Here is an 18800-nt window from a genome sequence, read left to right on the forward strand (position 1 = left end):
TATCCCTACTTTGTGCTATATTTCTCTTTTCTTTTTTCACTCATTGGTATTGAAGTTTCATTTAAAGCTCTTTCTATCTTTATATCTTCAGCTTTTTCTATTAATTCTAAATTATTTTCTTTAACATTTGCATTCCAAGCTCTTTCTGGTTTTTTAACATCTTCTCCAGCCATAGCTGCTTTAAGCATTTCAACACCTCTTATAGCATCTTCTGGGCATAATGTATTACATTCTAATACTTCGTTTTCTATTCCACCTTCTGATTTGTTGTTGTCTATCATATATTTCATATATTTATTACCAACAACTAGAGCACCTTGAACTGCACAGAATGAAAATGCTACACATGGTATTTCTCTCATACCTATTTGTTCTACATGGCTTGCAAAGTCAATATGATTATTTCCAAAACCTTCAGTTGTAACAAATGCACCATCAACATCTAAGGCTTCTACCATCATTCCCATTCTTTCTGATACATAGAATTTCTCACTGTTGATTTGTGGACTTCCTACAAATATAACTCCACATAAATCTAATTCTTTATCTTTCATACATTCCATTACAAGAGGTTCTCTCCAATAATGTCTTGAACATTCTTTAGAAGCAGGTCCAATACAAGTTAAGGCATGAATACCACCATCTAACACTTCAAGTGGTGAAAGCATTACTGGAACATTTCCTAAATCAACATTTGGTTTACCGCCCAAATATCCTACTGGTTCCACTGGCAATATTAAGTTGTCATGCATAGCACCTTGACCCATTATTTCCTTAACAACTACAACTTTTTTCTTTCCTGCTCTTCTTACTTGTTCAAAAATTTCATTATTAACTACCAAAGACTCATCTTCTAACTTTTTCATAGCCTCTCTTATTTCTTGAGTTATAAAGTCAGTTGCTCTATGAGCAGCCATAGGGCCTGGTCTTTCCATATTAGTCTTTTCTTTTATAGTTACCTGTGTTTTTATGAATATTTCACCTTTATCTGGTGATCCTGGTCTATTAAACATTATGTTTTCTTCTAGTATACCTTCTGAAGATCCAAATTCACCTATTTGAACTCCATTTTCATCTGTTCCTGTTACCATTATGATAACTCCATCTAATACTCTAGTTACACCTGTTCCTAATTTACTTTCTCCTTCTTTAGTAGCTATTGGTTGTACATCCATTATAGTTTCACTATAAGTATTATACTTATCTGGAGTTATTATATCTATTTTTACTTCCTTTACTAATGGGCTAACCTTTTTAGCATCTTCGCATACTCCTTCTCTTATGTAAAGAGTTGTTCCTTCTATCTTTGTTTCAGGACCAAATTCTACTTTATCTATTTTATAATGGTTTCTAGTAAGACTTCTTATAACTTTTTCTTCTAATTTAACTTCTTTTTTGACTTCTACATCTGAAACTGCTAATACTTCACCTTTTTCAGCTTTTACTTGCGGTACTTTTACTGATTTACCTGAACCTATATTGCCATTTAAAGGTACTTCTATATCAATTCCTTTACCTTCAGCAATTCTGATTCTTAAAGTTCCGCCATTTACTGTTGCTTTTGAATCAACACTCATGTTTACTTCCTCCTTAAATCCTTCTAATATATCTGCTGTTACAGGAGTTAAAGCTGGTGTATCTACACTTAATGTAGTCCCTACAACTTCTTGTCTTGTAAGCGCATTCTCATCTAATGAAATTAAAAGAGAATCTGTAAGTTTTTCAAAATGCATTGGATTTTCTAAATCACTGGCTTTTATAACATGACCTACTTTTAAGTTGTATTTTAAAACTGCCTTTTCATTTCCTTCTGTTAATTCTTCTTCAGCAGTAGTAGTAGTATCTTCTTTTGAATCTTCTTTCTTTATAGTCTTAACCCCTTCTACTATATCTGAAGTTAATGGTGTTAATGAATCTATAGTTTTTAATAATTTTGCTCCTATTACTTCTCCAACTTTTAAGCAATCAGCTGGAATAGTTAATAATCCTGAGTCTACCATGTCTGGAAATATTTCTGGATCTTCTAAATTATCTGCAGATAATATTGTTCCTTCTTCTGTTCTACAACATACTACAGCATGTTCATCTTTTAATTCCTCTGCATGTTCAGCTGTCATTGACATCTGCCATTACCTCCTAACTTTTTATTATTTTTACTTCTGTGGCAATCTTCTTGTTAATGTATAATCAATAGTTCTAAATATATGATCTGTATGATGATATACTGGAACTTTAGCTTTTGGAGCTATCTGCATAACTGTATTTGAACAATCATTACAGTTTGATATTAATATTCTTTCTGCTCCATCTTTTTTTAACTGCATAACTGCAGCCGCTTGGCCTGGTCATTCACCAGGTGTCTTACATTTTCCTGGTCCATTTCCTTTACCCTTTGGATATTCTATATTCTTACAATCAACTACTCCTGCAATTTTTGCATTCATTTTAGTTGCCACGTCTCTTAATCTCTCTTCATTAGCTCCACAGGCACACACTAGTAACCCTAATGGACCTTTATATTCTGGTAGTGGTATTGTAACTATTGCTCCACCAGATATTTTAGTAACAGTATCTTTTTCTATATCTCCAGATTTTCCAGTATATGGTCCACCCATTACCAATTCACCATATTCACCATCTATTCCACCAGCTTTTTCAATTAAATCTTTAACTGGAGTTCCAACTGGTACTTGTAAAAATACATTTGGCTTATTACCTGTGTTTAATTTTCCTATTACAGTTATATCTTTATCTATAACTGGTTTTCCTTGTTCAACAGCTCTTGTAATATTTGCTAGTGTTTCAGCATTCATTACAATGCATTTTGCTGTTATAGGAAGATCAGTTACATCTAACCACTTATCAAATATTGCATTGATTATTGCTCTTTCTTCACCCATTGGATATAAATCTTTAAGTAATTTTACTTCTATATCACTTGAATTTTTCAAAGATTCTTCTAATACTCTTATTGCTTTTTCATGCTTTGATTTTATAGCTATATATCCTTTTTTTGAATTAGTAGCTTTCATAGCATAATTAATACCATTTATTATTAGCTCTGGTGTTTCCTCTATAACCTTCATATTGTGATGAAGTGCCGGTTCGCATTCTACACAATTCGCTATAATGTAACCATCTTTATTATGTGCTTTTAGTTTTATGTGAGTAGGAAACCCTGCTCCACCCGCTCCAACTATTCCTGCTTCAAATACAGTATCTGCTAAGTTATCACATTTTTTTATTTTAACGAATTCCGTTGTTTGAGTTTCATCTGCTTTTATTATTATTTCTTTATCTGTAGCTTTTTCCACAACACCAGATACACTAGTATGTATTTTAGCACCAAGACCATTGGGTTCTGCTATACATTCACCTCTTTTCACTCTTTGTCCTTCTTTAACAGAAGGCATATCTGGTGCACCTACGTGCATTTTAAGGGAGAATTTGTATGACTTCTCCATAAACCCACCTCCAAATCACTGTCATCTATATTAAAAGCATAATTTATGCCAACTTTGATAAAAAACTTAATAAGTTCTATAACGCTAGTTTATAGCTGTATTACATATGTATAAATAAAACTTATAGCAACACACATATATATGTTTATGTCATTTTATTGACACTTTTAATTTTTACTTTAAATTATTAAATGTAATCTATTGATTTAAGTAGAAAATATTGTCTTTTTGCCTGTGTTATTTTTTTGACATTCCTGTATGAAAATTTGACATTTTTAATTTAATACATATATTTTTTTATTTTATTCTCTTTTTTATAAAACAATTAGGTAATATTAATTTTATTACTATTTTCTTCAAGCTCATAAATTTAGAATTATATTCATCAATAGCATTAAAAAATTGAATTTTTCTATAAAATCTTACTCTAATTATGTTAAAAACAATGTAAAATTTTAATTTTAATATGCAAAAATTAAATTCTTTCAATATTTCTTTAATATGTGTCTATAGAATTTGTTTTACATATAAAAATAAGTAGAAGAAGTTATGGTATTTTTATACCACAACTTCTTCTACTTAATATATTTTTATTTAGTTAGTTATATTTGCGTAATAGGTATTTCCATATTAATTCTCTTACCTGATTGTATCTTTAATTTTATAAAGCTATTTTACCATATAACGGTATATAAGAATTTAAATGTATTTCTTTATAATGTTTAAATCAGATTCTTTAGATCCTTCTAACATAGAGGCTTGTATAGCCGTTATAGCAGGAATATCTTTATTTAATTTCTGTCCCACTACTTCCTCTCTGTTTAAAACCTTTTCACTTAAATTTATTAATAGAGGAAGTTTCTCAAAATGCATTAGATTTTCTAAATCTTCTACATTTATAATATCTCCAGCTTTTAAATTATTTTTTATCTATAGGAAGTCTTCTTGTCAATGTATGATCTATAGTTCTAAATACATGATCTGTATGATGATATACTGGAATTCCTAGATTTGGAGCACAGCACATAACTGTATTAGAACAATCACTACAATTTGATATTAATATTCTTTCAGCTCCATCTTTCTTTAATTTCATTATTCCAGCAACTTGTCCCGGACAATCTCCTGGAGTTTTACATTTATTAGCTCCTCTTATTTCTTCTACATTCTTACATTTAGTTACTCCAACCACTTCTGCTTTCATTTTAGAAGCTACATCTCTTAATCTTTCCTCATCTGCCCCACAAGCACATACTAACAATCCTAATGGGCCTTTATACTCAGGTAATGGTATTGTGACTATTGCTCCACCTGATATTTTGCTTACTACAGATTCTTTTATATCTCCTGCTTTTCCTGTATATGGACCTCCTATTACTACTTCTCCAAATTCTCCATCTATTCCACCGCATTTTTCTACTAAATCATGTATTGGTGTTCCCACTGATACATCTAACAATGCATTAGGTTTATTACCAGTTGTTAATTTTCCTATTATAGTTATATCTTTATCTATAACAGGTTTTCTATCTTCCACAGCTCTTGTTATATTGGATAGTGTTTCTCCATTAATTACAACACATTTTGCTTCTAATGGAAGTTCTGTTGGCTTTAACCATTTTCCTAATATAGCATGAATTATAGCTCTTTCTTCTCCCATTGGATATATATCTTGAAGCTCTTTTATTTCTATATCAGAAGCTCCTTTTAAGTTATCCTTTAAAATTTTTATAGCATTTTCATGCTTACTTTTTATAGCTATATATCCCTTTGGAGCATTAGTTGCCTTCATAGCATATCTTAAACCTTTAATTACTGTATCTGGTTCTTTTTCTATGAATGCTATATTGTGATGTAGGGCTGGTTCACATTCTACACAATTTGCTATAACATATCCATCTGGTATGTCTGCTTTTAATTTTATATGAGTTGGGAATCCAGCTCCACCAGCTCCAACTATTCCTGCTTCGTAAATAGTTTCTAAAATGCTGTCACATTCTTTAATTTTAACAAAATCTTTGGACTCATTTCCATCTGTTTTTATTATTATTTCTGCATCTGTAATTTTCTCAACTATTCCAGATACACTTGTATGTATTTTAGCTCCTAATCCATTAGGCTTAGCTATACATTCTCCCCTTTTAACTTGTTGTCCTTCTTTAACACATGCTACGTCTGGTGCTCCTACATGCATTTTTAAAGGAAACTTATACATTTTTTCCATGCCATTACCCCCTGTATTTTTTCTTTACAATACTTATTATAAAAACAAAGTGATAGTTTTACTACTAAAAACTATATGTATAAAATTATTCTATAGCAATCCTATATTGCTATAAATGACAGTTATAAAAAACAAAGGCAAATATTGCCTTTGTTTAAAATTTATTATAGAGGAAGTTCTATATCTATTCCTCTTCCTTCTTCTATTTTTATTTTAAGAATTCCACCTTCAACACAAGTTATGCACTCTCCTTGTGGGCAAGCTTCTACTTCTGCTGCTTCCACTACTTCTAGGGATTCTTCAGATTTAGGAGATTCTTCTTTCTTTTTTTCTCCACCAATTTCTTTGTATCCTTCAACTATAGCTGGAGTTAATGGTGTTAATGAATCTATAGTTTTTAGTAGTTTTCCTCCTATTACCTGACCAACTTTTAGAATATCTTCTGGCATAGTCAAAAGCCCAGAATCAACCATATCTGGGAATATATCTGGATCTTCTAAATTATCTGCAGACAATATTGTTCCTTCCTCTGTTCTACAACAAACTACTGCTGGTTCATTTTTTAACTCTTCTGCATGTTCTGCTGACATTGACATAATGTATACCTCCTAAGTTTAAAAATAATTTATTTATGGAGCTTCTCTTTTGGAAGTCTCCTTGTTAACTTATAATCTACAGTCCTAAATACATGATCTGTTTGATGATAAACAGGTAATTTCATCTTTGGAGCTATACCCATAACAGTATTAGAGCAATCACTACAATTAGCTATTATTATTCTTTTTGCTCCCTTGCTTTTCAAATACATAACTGCTCCTGCTTGACCTGGACATTTTCCTGGAGTCTTACATTTATAGTTACCCTTAACATCAACAACATTTTTACACTTAGTTATAGCTACCACATCTGATTTCATTTTATGTGCTATATCTTTAAGTCTATCTTCATGGCCTGCACAAGCACAAACTAAAAGCCCCACAGGTCCCTTATATTCTGGCAACTCCATAGTTACCACAGCTCCACCTGAAACTTTTGTTATTACAGACTGTTCTATATTCTCTGGCAATCCAGTATAAGGTCCTCCTATAATAATCTCTCCATAAGAGCCATCTATTCCTCCACAGATTTCTATCATATCTTTCATAGATTTTCCTATAGGTTCTTGTAAAAAAACATGGGAACCTATACCTTTTTTTAATTTTCCCATAATAGTTATATCTTTATCTATAACTGGTTTCCTATATTCTACTGCTCGTGTTATATTAGCTAAGGTTTCTACATTTAAAACTACGCAATTGGCTTCTATAGGAATTTGTGTAGGTTCTAACCAATTACCAAATATAGAATGTATTAAAGCTCTTTCCTCTCCTGAGGGATATATATCTATTACTTCTTTTATTTCAATATTATCTTCATGTGTTAGATGTCTTTTTAATATTTCTATGGCTTTTTTACGCTTACCTTTTATTCCTATATAGGCTTTTTTAGCATTAGTAGCTTCCATAGCATATTTTATTCCTTTTATTATAAGCTCTGGGTTATTTTCTGCTAGATATATATTGTGATGAAGCGTTGGTTCGCACTCTGCACAATTTGCTATTATGTAGCCTTCAGGTATATCAGCTTTTAATTTAATATGAGTTGGAAAACCAGCTCCACCTGAACCTACTATTCCAGCTTCGTATACTGTATCTACTATACTATGGCATTGTTTGATTTTAACAAAGTCTTTACTTTGATTTTCTAAAGCTTCTACAAATATTTCTTTGTCTGTTATTTTGAAAACCTTACCAGACACACTAGCATGAATTTTCGCCCCCAACCCATTAGGCTCGGCTATAACTTGCCCTCTTTCTACAAATTCCCCCTCTTTAACACAGGGCACACTAGGGACACCTATGTGCATTTTAAGATAAAACTTGTATAAATTTGACATTTCATCACTCCTTAGGAAATTCACATTTATTATACTATCATATTTTCACTATTGTAACAATAAATAATAGAAATATGTCAATAACAATATCTTATATGAAAAGTAATATTTATTATACTTATTATACTTTAAACTTTTTAACATTATACAAATTAATTAATTTTAAAACAATTTAAATTAATCCATATTGGTTTAATTTGTAATATAAAGTACTTCTTTTTATATTAAGTATTTCTGCTGCTTTCTTTTTATTACCTTTACACATTTCCATTACTTCTTTTATAATCTTTTTTTCTGTGTTTTTAACTACTTCATTTAAATCATATCTATGGTGAGATTCCCCTTGAATTTCCTCTACATCCTGTATTATATGATTAGGTACAGACGACATTGTTACTTCTCCATTAGTAGACAAAACAACCATTCTCTCTACTACATTTTTTAATTGTCTTATATTTCCTTCCCATTTATAGGAACACAAAATATCATATACTTCTTTTTCTATAGTATTTATCTTTATGCCTTCTTTTTCTGAGATTTGATTTATAAATAAATCTATAAAATCTTTAATATCATCTCTTCTTTCTCTTAAAGGAGGTAGTTCTATATGAACTACTGCAAATCTATAAAATAAATCTTCTCTAAAAGTATTTTCCTTTATCATAGATTTTAAATTTCTATTAGTGGCCGCCAAAATTCTACAGTTAACTTTTGTACCTTTCTGACTTCCTATTCTATAAACTACACCATCTTGCAGCACTCTTAACAGTTTGGCCTGCATACTAAGGGGCATGTCTCCTATTTCATCTAGAAACAAAGTCCCATTGTTAGCAAATTCAAACTTTCCTATTTTACCTTCTTTTAGGGAGCCTGTAAAAGTTCCTCCTACATATCCAAATAGTTCACTTTCAAAAAGATTTTCAGGTATAGCACTACAATTTATGGCTACAAAATTTCCAGTTCTACCACTAGCTTTATGTATAGCCTTAGCAAAAACTTCTTTACCTGTTCCACTTTCTCCTGTAATAAGAACACTAGCAGAACTAGGGGCTACTTTTTTAGCTATAGCAATGTTATCTATTATCTTTTGACTTTTACCTATAATAGAAGAAAAACTATAATTGGAAGCTAGTTCTTTTTTATAAGCACTTTCAAAAAATTCTACCTTTTTCTTCTCCTGCATTAGTTCTTTAGATAATGATATTACTTCTGTTATGTCTCTATCCGTAGAAGCTACTGCAATCAATTTATTTTTACTATTAAATATAGGAACAGCACTTAATATAACTGTTTTCCCTGGATAAGGTTCATTATTTACATTAGTTATTTTTCTAGGGTTCTTTAAAACCTTTAATATAGAAGCATTGGGGAAAAATGAGCCTAAATATTTTCCTATTATCTCTTGCCTTTTTACTCCGTATAGATCTTCTGAACTTTTATTCCAATATATTACCACACCTTTGTTATTTGTTATACAAACTGCTTCATGCATATTCTCCAAAATTCTATCTTGGAGAGTATATAATTCTTCTATATTTGTATACAACTCGTTATTCAAATTATCCAAACGAACTATTCCTATTACTTTTTTATTATTTACTATTGGCAATCTTTCTATCTTATTTTTAACCATAGTATTTCTTGCAGAAATAATTGATTTTTCTTCAGAAATAGTTATTACTTCTTTATTTATATAGTTTTCCAAATTGTCGTTGAAATTTTTACTATTATTTTGTAATTTATATAAATCCTTTTTAGTAAATATTCCTATAATATTGTCTTCTCCATCTACTATCAAAACCTCATCTTTATATAGTTTAGACATCTTATTAAAAGCAGATGATATTGTTTCATGTTTAAGTACTTTTATAAAATCTGTCTCCATTACATTTTTTACGGTGTAAATTAATTCTATAGAACTATTCATCTTATATTCCTCCAATGTACCACGATTATAATATAGATTTCTGCATAGCAAGCTGCGTTTATGGTATCATATAGTATATATATATTTTAACATAATTAATGTACATTTAATCATTATAAAATTATTTGATTAACGTTTACCTATAAATTGTTACTATAACTTACCCACTTCTATATTGTAATAATTTTTTAATATATAGAAGCTGTATTGCATATAAAATACTTTACATGTAATAAGAAATAAGACCAAATTTTAATATATATTTAAATTAAACAATATCTAAATTTTGCTTTGAAAAGGATTGATTTTAATGAACATATCTTCAATTATTGTAGAATATAACCCTATGCACAAGGGACACATATATCATATAGAAAAAACAAAAGAATTAACAGGATGTGATGCTTTAATTTGTATAATGAGTGGTAATTTTGTGCAAAGAGGTTTCCCTTCTATATTAGATAAATGGACAAAGGCTAATATAGCCATATCTAATGGAGTAGATCTGGTACTAGAACTACCTGCATTATATAGTCTTTCATCTGCAGAATTTTTTTCTTTTGGAGCTATAAGTATTTTAAATAATTTAAACATAGTAAACAATATTTGTTTTGGAAGCGAAATAGGGAGTATTGAAAATCTACAATCTATAGCTAATATACTTTTATATGAACCTTTTGAATATAAAATTCTTCTGAAAAAATTCCTAAATAATGGTGTTTCTTTTGCCAAGGCCAGGAATTTAGCTTTAGTTGAATTAAATAAGAATAATAAAATTATAAATGAGGATATAAATAAAATACTTTCTTTGTCTAACAATATTCTAGGAATAGAGTATTTAAAATCTTTGCTATTAGTAAACAGTTCTATAAAACCTTTTACTATAACAAGACAAGGAGCTAATTATAAAGACGAAAATTTACATAACCAATATTCTAGTGCATCATCTATAAGAAAATATTTAAAAGAAAATGAAAATATAGATATTTTGAAAACTTTTTTACCTGAAATGACATTCTTAGAACTAAAAAACTTAGTGGATAGCGGATATGATTTTTCAATGGAAGATTCTATGATTAATTATATAAGATATAAGTATACGTGTGGTTATAGAAACATCCATAATCTTATTGATGTTTCAGAAGGATTGGATAATAGAATATATAAATCCTTAGAGAACAATTCTTCTTATCATAATTTAATTGGTAAAATAAAAAGCAAACGTTATGCCTATAGTCGTATAGGGAGAATTTTGTGTCAATATTTTATAGGTTTTGAAAATTACGACTTAAATACATTACTTAAAAGTACTCCTAGCTATATAAGAGTATTAGCCTCCAATGAAACTGGATTAAAAGTACTTAAAGAAATAAAAAAACATTCCTCAACTGATATATATACAAAGATACCTAAGTATACTAATGATCTTTTAGCACTAGACATTAAATCTACTAATGCTTATTCTATATTAAATAATAATATAAAATTTAATGAAGATTATTTTAGAACTCCCACTATAATTAAAAATAAATTAATAATGTAATATTATTAAAATTTAAAAATATAATTATAATAAATCAATTATAGGAGCTATATAGTGACTCTAATATTTTATATAATCTTATTTTTATTATTTATTTTATTATTTAAAGTTTTTAAAAGTGAAAATGTAATAATAACCTTTTTATGTTCTATTTTATTAATATATATTATAATAGCACCTAAGTTCTGTATAGAAGCTACTTTATCTGGTGCTAAGTTATTTTTTTACAAGGTTTTTCCTTCTTTATTTCCTTTTTTAATACTTACAAATATAATAATAAACTATGGTGGAGTACATATCTATTCTAAAATATTTGGTAAGCCCCTATGTGCTCCTCTAAGATTAAAGAAAGAATGTAGTTTTCCATTAATAATAAGTGCTCTTTGCGGTTATCCCTTAGGAGCTAAATACTCCTGCGATCTTCACCAAAATGGAGATATCGATTTTCCTACTTTAGAAAGACTTATAAATATAGCTTCCAATGCTGGTCCTCTATTTATCATTGGATCCATAGGTACTTCTATGTTGGGCAATCCTTATGCTGGGTATATACTACTTTTATCAAACTATATTTCTTGTATTATAATAGGTCTTATTTTACCTAATAAAAATTCTAAAATGTACAGAGATTATAAAATGAATACTAAAATACCCAATAGAAACATAGGTGAGTCCTTAAAAAATGGAATTGAAAATGCTATAAAAACCTGTGTAGGAATAGCAGGCTTTGTAATACTGTTCTCTTTATTACTGAGTATAATAAAAAATAATTTTCTTTTTAACTCTCTATTGAACAATCTATGCTTATTTTTTAACATAGATAAAAACCTAATAGAGGGATTCCTATTAGGTTTAGTAGAGATGACCAACGGATGTTATTTAATTTCCACAAGTTCTATTGATATATCAAAAAAACTAATATTAATAAGCTTTTTATTAGCTTTTAGTGGATTTTCTATAATATCTCAAGTTTATTCTTTCACTTATAAACAAGGAATAAATATTAAAAGATATGTAAAGATAAAATTTATACAAGGAATCATAGCTTCTTTATCTTGCACTATTTTATACAAAATACCTATATTTTCTATATACTTAGATGCTTTTACAGACAAAAATACTTATTTTATTTTAAGTAATCATTTATTATTTATACTTATTTTGGTATTTTTAACTATGCCATTAATCATATACTATATAAAATTTTCAAATAAGAATTAATTATTTCATATTTCTTAATTCCTTTATATTTTCTCTTATAGTATCTGTTCTTAATTTCACACTGTCTTGTAAAGAAGCCGTAAAGGCTTCTGAATTTCTTGTTAATAGATTTATCATTTGTTGAGACTTTTCTTCTATTTCCTTATCTAAATCTGTTAATAATTCATCGGCATAGTCTCTTGCCCCAACTCTTATACATTTAGATTCATTTTCAGCATTCTTTATTATTGCTTCCGCCTCAATAGTTGCTTGTTTTGTTATACTGTGATTCTCTATTTGCTTTTTAAACATTATAAGATTTTCTCTTTTAATATTTTCCGCCTCTTCCATAGCCTCATCTAATATTCTTTCTTTCTCTTCACATATCCATTGAGCTTTTTTAAATTCATCTGGAAGACAATTTATTATCTTATCTATTATCTCTAAAGATTCTTTTTTATTTATAGCAACCTTTCCTGTTAAAGGAATACTTGAACCTGATTCTATTGTTTCTTCTAGATATGCTAAAAGCTTCATAACATCCATTAAGTAACCCTCCTAAATACATTCCCTTTTCTGATTTATCCTTTTTTTAATATCTGGTATTATTTCATCTGGTACCAAATCCTTTATACATCCACCAAACATAGCTACCTGTTTTACTGATGAGGAGCTTAAATAAGAATATTTTGCATTAGTCATCATAAATACAGTTTCTATATCAGGGTCCAACTTATTGTTCATAAGTGCCATCTTAAATTCATACTCAAAATCTGACATGGTTCTAAGGCCCTTAATTATAACTTTAGATTTTTTTTCTTTCATAAAATCTATCAAAAGTCCACTAAAGCACTGCACTTCCACATTACTATGATTTTTAGTAACCCTTTTTATCATTTCTACTCTTTCTTCTACTGAAAAAAGGCCATTCTTATCTGGGTTTACAAGTACCGCTACTATTAATTTATCACAAACGTTAGACGCTCTTTTAATTATATCTAAATGACCCTTAGTTATTGGATCAAAACTTCCTGGGTACACTGCAGTTTTCATTTTAGTCCTCCTTAAATTTATAAAAACAAACGGTAGTGTTTCCATATTTTCTATGATCAACTAATTTTATTCTTTCTGTTCCTTCATATATTTCTTCAGAAGAATCTATTTTACTAACAATTACTCCATCTTCAGCTAACAAATTGTTTTTATCTATAGTTTCCATAGCTGGAGGTATCATTTCTTTTGCATAAGGGGGGTCTATAAATATTAAATCAAAGACTATAGATTTCCTAGTAAATTCTTCTAAAGCTCCATAAGCATCCATATTAAAACTCTTACATATATCTTCAAATTTTAAATTCTTAATATTTTCTCTTAGCAATGGATATGTTTCAGAGCTCTTATCTACTAAATAAGAAAGTTTTGCTCCCCTACTAGCTGCCTCCAGTCCTAAGCTACCCGTTCCTGCAAAAACATCTAAAACTCTAGCACCATACACCTTATTTTGTATTATGTTAAATATAGATTCTTTTATTCTATCCAAAGTTGGTCTTGTAACTCTACTTTGGGGTGATAATATTTTTCTGCCTCTAGCAGATCCAGATATAATTCTCATAAAAATCCTCCTTATTATTTGTTCTTTAAAATTTATTCTATGACTAACTCCCACTACTCTTATTCCATTCTATGAAAATTATTTGTATCTAATACTATTATATATCTTAATATATTTTCTAATTATGGTATCAAAAGTATCTCTTCTACAAAAATTTCAAATGTGAACCTAAGAATCACCTAATCCTTATTATTTTAACATATAAATTATTACGGCACAAAATTATTTACAGAAATTTACTTCTATCTATTAATTAAAACATATAAACTTAGAGTTATTTTTTATTTTAGTTCTTACTTCTTCTTTTATTTTATTATCCTCTTCGCTTTTACTATTTATTATTTTCTTACTTTCAATATTAGCCGTTTTGAGCAAATTTATATCTTCTATTACATCAGCTAGTAGTAAATTACTAGAACCATGTTGTTTAAATCCAAACACTTCTCCTCCGCCTCTTAATTTCAAATCCTGTTCTGCCACAAAGAACCCATCATTACTACTCTTCATTATTTCCATTCTTTTTCTTATAATATCATTTTTAACCTTAGCAATTAATATGCAATAGGATTTATATTTTCCTCTACCTACTCTTCCCCTCAATTGGTGAAGTTGTGCCAATCCAAATCTTTCTGCATTTTCTATAATCATTAAAGTAGCATTAGGCACATTTACACCAACTTCTATAACAGTAGTTGACACCAGAGCTTTTATTTTTCCCTCTTTAAAATCTTTCATTATAGCATCTTTTTCTTTTCCTTTCATTTTCCCATGTAAAATAGCAATTTCAACTTCTTTAAAATAATCATTTTTTAAATCACTATATAATTTTTCCACAGAATTCAGATCTAATTCCTCATTTTCTTCTACTAGAGGGCAAACTATATAAACTTGTCTTCCATTATTTATTTCTTTTAGTGCAAAATTATATACTCTTCTCCTATAACTATCATTTACATAATATGTATCTATCTTTTGTCTTCCCGGTGGAAGCTCATCTATAATGGATAAACTAAGATCTCCATATAAACTTAAAGTAAGAGTTCTTGGTATAGGGGTTGCACTCATAACTAAAGTATCTATGCTTCTTCCTTTATTTAGCATTTTACTTCTTTGCATAACTCCAAACCTATGTTGTTCATCCGTTATTACCATACCTAAATTATAGAATTCCACATCATCTTCAATTAAAGCATGAGTTCCTATTATTAAATCTATTTCTCCATTTTTAAGTTTTTCTTTTATATCCTTTTTTAAAGATGACTTTACGCTTCCCACTAACAGCTCTATATTTAAATCAAATTCTTTAAATAGTTTTAAAGCTTCATCATAATGTTGTACTGCCAATATTTCTGTAGGTGCTAACATCACTCCCTGATATCCGTTTTTTATTATATTAAAAAGAGAGAGTAAAGCTATAATAGTTTTACCGCTACCTACATCCCCTTGAAGTAATCTGTTCATTGGCTTTTCCTTTTGTTGATCTTCAAGTATTTCACTTAGAACTTTATTTTGTGCATTGGTAAGTTCAAAAGGTATTTTCTCTATAATGTTATTTATATCTTTAGAAATTTGAAAAGGTATACCTTGTGTATTACTTTCTAAATAATCTTTTAAAGATGCTATTTTTAAACAATATGCCAAAAGCTCTTGAAATTTCAATCTTCTTATTGCTTCTTGCAATAATTTATTATTTTTCGGATTATGTATAGTTCTTATAGACTCATCTAATGATAAAAATTTATATTTCTTTATCAGCCATGTTGGTAGATTCTCACCTATAACAATATTTCCCAAAATATTTCCTATGAGCTTTCCCAATAAATTGTTTTTCAAATCTCCTTTTAAAGGATATCTAGGTATTATCTTAGTTTCCTCTATTTTTTCTGCATATTGTTTCTTTAATATTTCAGCATTATTTATAGTCAACATACCTCTATATTCTTTTAAACTTCCCTGTAATACATATTTTTCTCCTACTCTAAAGTAATTTTTAATATAAGGTTGGTTAAACCAATTACCAATTATATCTTTTTCTCCATCATTAAATATAATTTTAGTTAAAATTTTACCAGTTTTTGTTCTTACATCTCTTTTTATATTTTCTACTTGCACTTTAATTATAATTTTTTTACTTACAAGCTTATCTTTACTATAATTATCTACATACTCATAATCTCTTGGAAAATATAAAAGTAAATCCATTATATTAAATATCATGCATTTTTCTAGTTGTTGTTTGGTTTTAGGCCCCACTCCTTTTAAAGTACTTATAGAACTATATACATTCATAAATTTCCTCCTATATAAGGTTTTTGTATAGAATTTAATAAACTATTGTTATGTCTTTACAAAGCATAATTATATATTCATTCTAAAAACCTTTAAACTAATTTAAGAATCTATTTATAAAATTAATACTGTATTATTCAATTATAGTATCTATATAAAAATATAACTTACTATAAATTTTAATACAATAAAAAAAGCCCTTAGGCTTTTTTTATTCTACAGACATTATAAAATAGTATAATGGTTGTTTTCCATTATAGCATTGAATGTCTAAATCTCCATATTTAGCTTCTAATTCTTCTATAAATTCTTCTACTTTTTGTTCATCACAATCTTTTCCATAAAATATACTGATAAGTTCACTGTCTTCATCTATCATATTTTCTAGGATAGCTTTTGAAACTTCAAAAATATCTTTTCCTACTTCAGATATTTTCCCCTCTATTAAGCCCAGTATATCATTTTCTTTAATTATCTTTCCGTCCATTTCTGTATCTCTAACTGCATAAGTTATAGAGCCTGTATTTACTAACCCTATAGCTTGTTTCATTTTATCTTCATTAGCCTTTACTTCTGCCTCTGAATTAAACATAGTTATGCTTGTTATTCCTTGTGGTATAGTTTTAGTAGGTATAACTATTACATTCTTTTCTGATAATTCTGAAGCTTGTGTAGCAGCCATAATTATATTTTTATTATTTGGAAGTATAAATATATTATCTGCATTTATTTTATTTATGGCTTTAACTATATCCTCTGTGCTTGGGTTCATAGTTTGACCGCCTTCTATAACTTCATCTACACCTAGATCTTTAAATATTTCTGTTATTCCTTCTCCTAATGCTACAGAGATAAATCCATATTTTTTAGCCTGAACTTTTTCTTTTTTATCTTTATTTTCTTCACCACTCATATCTATTATATGTTGATGTTGTTCTCTCATATTATCTATTTTTATTTTTGAAAGTGGTCCAATTTTTATAGCTCTAGAAAGTATGTCTCCAGGATCATTTGTATGAATATGAACTTTTACTAAACCATCTGCTGCCACTACTATCATAGAATCTCCTAAAGGTTCTAATTGTGCTTTAAAATTATCCACATCTACATTATCTGCTATAACAAAAAATTCTGTACAATATCCGAATTCTATATTTTCTTCATAGTGGTGAACTTTAGTACCTGTATTAGATTCTTTATTTTCTCCACCTATTTCTACTTCTAGATCTTTGTCTAATGCCTCTAACATTCCCTGCAATATTATCAATAACCCTTTACCACCCGCATCTACTACTTTTGCCTTTTTTAATACAGGAAGCATATCTGGTGTCTTATTTAACACTATTTCACTATGTTCACACACTTCTTTAAGCAAGGAAGTTACATCTTCTGCATTACTTTTTATAGAACTTTCTCCCGCAGCTCTTATAATTGTTAGTATAGTTCCCTCTGTAGGTCTCATTACAGCTTTATATGCAGATTTTGATCCCTCTAACAATGCATTTGCAAACTCCTTTGCGTCCACTTCATTCTTATCTTCTAAACCTTTAGCTATTCCTCTAAATATTTGAGATAATATAACTCCGGAGTTACCTCTAGCTCCCATAAGAGCTCCTTTAGCCACTTTTTTAGCTATTTCTCCTATTGGCTGGTTCTTTAGTCCTTCTATTTCTTTTACAGCAGATCTAAATGTCATAGACATATTTGTTCCTGTATCACCATCTGGCACTGGAAAAACATTTAGAGAATTCACAAATTCTTTTTTTTCCTCTAATTTATTACTTCCATTTATTACCATGTTATAAAAATCTGCGCCTTTTATTCTTATATGTTCCATTTATGACTTACCTCCTAAACTCTAACACCCTGAACATTCACAGTAATACTGGAAACTTTAAGTCCTGTATAGTTTTCTATATTATATCTTATCTTTTGTATAATATTATTAGCTATTACAGATATTTTAGTTCCGTATTCGACTATTATATATAATTCTATATTTAATTTACCTTCAACAGCACGAATTTTAACACCTTTATTGAAGCTTTCTCCTTTGATCAGTTCCCAAAGACCATCTGTTGCATTCTTAGATGCCATTCCAACTACTCCGTAACATTCCATTGTAGATACACCCACAATATTAGCAACTACGTCTTCAGCATAATCTATATGTCCATATTCATTAGTTAACTTTCCTATCATGAAAGAAACCTCCTTCTATCATATCATATAGTTTATTTTATATTAAATGAGGGATTTATTCAAGGAAATATATTATTATTAATGTTTTTTTTGCTATATTCTAAAGGATTTACTTGCACATAGCACATATTCTGTGTTAAAATTATTAATGTTTGAATTGCGAAGTATAAACTTCACAATTTTAGGGAGGTGTTTTTAAGTGTCAAGAAAATGCGAAATATGTGGTAAAGGCGTTGTTTACGGTGTTCAATACAGCCATTCACATCGTCAATCTAAAAGATCCTTTGCTCCTAACATAAAGAGAGTTAAAGCAATAGTTAATGGAACTCCAAAAAGAGTTCACGTTTGTACTAGATGCCTTCGTTCAGGAAATGTACAACGTGCTATATAACACAAAAAATGC

At 28.9% G+C, this 18800-nt stretch carries 16 protein-coding genes; 3 read left to right on the forward strand and 13 right to left on the reverse strand.

Annotated elements, in window-relative coordinates:
* Positions 1 to 5: 5 nt before the first annotated feature.
* The 7 genes from prdA to prdR all read right to left on the reverse strand — a co-directional run bounded on the left by prdA (position 6) and on the right by prdR (position 9551).
* On the reverse strand, positions 6 to 2123 hold the full coding sequence (prdA, locus tag NGI68_RS04645; protein ID WP_251860323.1) for a D-proline reductase (dithiol) proprotein PrdA: 2118 nt from the start codon (positions 2121 to 2123) through the stop codon (positions 6 to 8).
* A 30-nt stretch (positions 2124 to 2153) separates the two neighbouring features.
* A complete protein-coding gene (gene prdC, locus NGI68_RS04650; protein WP_251860324.1) occupies positions 2154 to 3464 on the reverse strand; it encodes a proline reductase-associated electron transfer protein PrdC in 1311 nt (436 codons plus the stop codon).
* A gap of 699 nt (positions 3465 to 4163) precedes the next feature.
* The gene (locus tag NGI68_RS04655) at positions 4164 to 4337 is read right to left on the reverse strand and encodes a hypothetical protein (RefSeq protein ID WP_251860325.1); all 174 of its coding nucleotides are present in this window, start codon (positions 4335 to 4337) and stop codon (positions 4164 to 4166) included.
* A gap of 46 nt (positions 4338 to 4383) precedes the next feature.
* Positions 4384 to 5688, reverse strand: a complete 1305-nt coding sequence (gene prdC, locus NGI68_RS04660) for a proline reductase-associated electron transfer protein PrdC (protein ID WP_251860326.1) — start codon at positions 5686 to 5688, stop codon at positions 4384 to 4386.
* 164 nt (positions 5689 to 5852) lie between these two features.
* A complete protein-coding gene (locus NGI68_RS04665) occupies positions 5853 to 6284 on the reverse strand; it encodes a sugar transporter (protein WP_251860327.1) in 432 nt (143 codons plus the stop codon).
* A 29-nt stretch (positions 6285 to 6313) separates the two neighbouring features.
* A complete protein-coding gene (gene prdC / locus NGI68_RS04670; RefSeq protein WP_251860328.1) occupies positions 6314 to 7624 on the reverse strand; it encodes a proline reductase-associated electron transfer protein PrdC in 1311 nt (436 codons plus the stop codon).
* A 172-nt stretch (positions 7625 to 7796) separates the two neighbouring features.
* Complete coding sequence (gene prdR / locus NGI68_RS04675; RefSeq protein ID WP_251860329.1) at positions 7797 to 9551, reverse strand: sigma-54 dependent transcriptional regulator PrdR; 1755 nt, start codon at positions 9549 to 9551, stop codon at positions 7797 to 7799.
* Between the two features lie 310 nt (positions 9552 to 9861).
* On the opposite strand from prdR, the gene NGI68_RS04680 reads away from it, so the two are divergent.
* Together NGI68_RS04680 and spoVV are read left to right on the forward strand one after the other, a co-directional pair.
* Positions 9862 to 11094: a nucleotidyltransferase gene (locus NGI68_RS04680; RefSeq protein ID WP_251860330.1), complete on the forward strand. Its 1233-nt coding sequence runs from the start codon at positions 9862 to 9864 to the stop codon at positions 11092 to 11094.
* A 54-nt stretch (positions 11095 to 11148) separates the two neighbouring features.
* The gene (spoVV, locus tag NGI68_RS04685; RefSeq protein WP_251860331.1) at positions 11149 to 12315 is read left to right on the forward strand and encodes a dipicolinic acid transporter SpoVV; all 1167 of its coding nucleotides are present in this window, start codon (positions 11149 to 11151) and stop codon (positions 12313 to 12315) included.
* On the opposite strand, the gene NGI68_RS04690 is transcribed toward spoVV, so the two are convergent.
* The 6 genes from NGI68_RS04690 to NGI68_RS04715 form a co-directional block, all read right to left on the reverse strand.
* Positions 12316 to 12840: an ATPase gene (locus tag NGI68_RS04690; RefSeq protein WP_251860332.1), complete on the reverse strand. Its 525-nt coding sequence runs from the start codon at positions 12838 to 12840 to the stop codon at positions 12316 to 12318.
* A gap of 12 nt (positions 12841 to 12852) precedes the next feature.
* Complete coding sequence (gene coaD, locus NGI68_RS04695) at positions 12853 to 13347, reverse strand: pantetheine-phosphate adenylyltransferase (protein ID WP_251860333.1); 495 nt, start codon at positions 13345 to 13347, stop codon at positions 12853 to 12855.
* 1 nt (position 13348) lies between these two features.
* Positions 13349 to 13906 carry a 16S rRNA (guanine(966)-N(2))-methyltransferase RsmD gene (gene rsmD, locus NGI68_RS04700; protein WP_251860334.1) on the reverse strand — a complete coding sequence of 186 codons (558 nt, stop codon included), beginning with the start codon at positions 13904 to 13906 and terminating at the stop codon, positions 13349 to 13351.
* Positions 13907 to 14155: 249 nt separating this feature from the next.
* Positions 14156 to 16195, reverse strand: a complete 2040-nt coding sequence (gene recG / locus NGI68_RS04705; RefSeq protein WP_251860335.1) for an ATP-dependent DNA helicase RecG — start codon at positions 16193 to 16195, stop codon at positions 14156 to 14158.
* A 211-nt stretch (positions 16196 to 16406) separates the two neighbouring features.
* The gene (locus NGI68_RS04710; protein ID WP_251860336.1) at positions 16407 to 18032 is read right to left on the reverse strand and encodes a DAK2 domain-containing protein; all 1626 of its coding nucleotides are present in this window, start codon (positions 18030 to 18032) and stop codon (positions 16407 to 16409) included.
* 14 nt (positions 18033 to 18046) lie between these two features.
* Positions 18047 to 18397: an Asp23/Gls24 family envelope stress response protein gene (locus NGI68_RS04715; RefSeq protein WP_003395974.1), complete on the reverse strand. Its 351-nt coding sequence runs from the start codon at positions 18395 to 18397 to the stop codon at positions 18047 to 18049.
* 199 nt (positions 18398 to 18596) lie between these two features.
* Between NGI68_RS04715 and rpmB the strand changes: the two genes are divergently transcribed.
* Complete coding sequence (gene rpmB, locus NGI68_RS04720; protein WP_251860337.1) at positions 18597 to 18788, forward strand: 50S ribosomal protein L28; 192 nt, start codon at positions 18597 to 18599, stop codon at positions 18786 to 18788.
* Positions 18789 to 18800: the final 12 nt, after the last annotated feature.

Origin of the sequence: Clostridium sp. Marseille-Q2269 (assembly GCF_943736985.1) — a bacterium.
Classification (GTDB): Bacteria; Bacillota; Clostridia; order Clostridiales; family Clostridiaceae; genus Clostridium_F.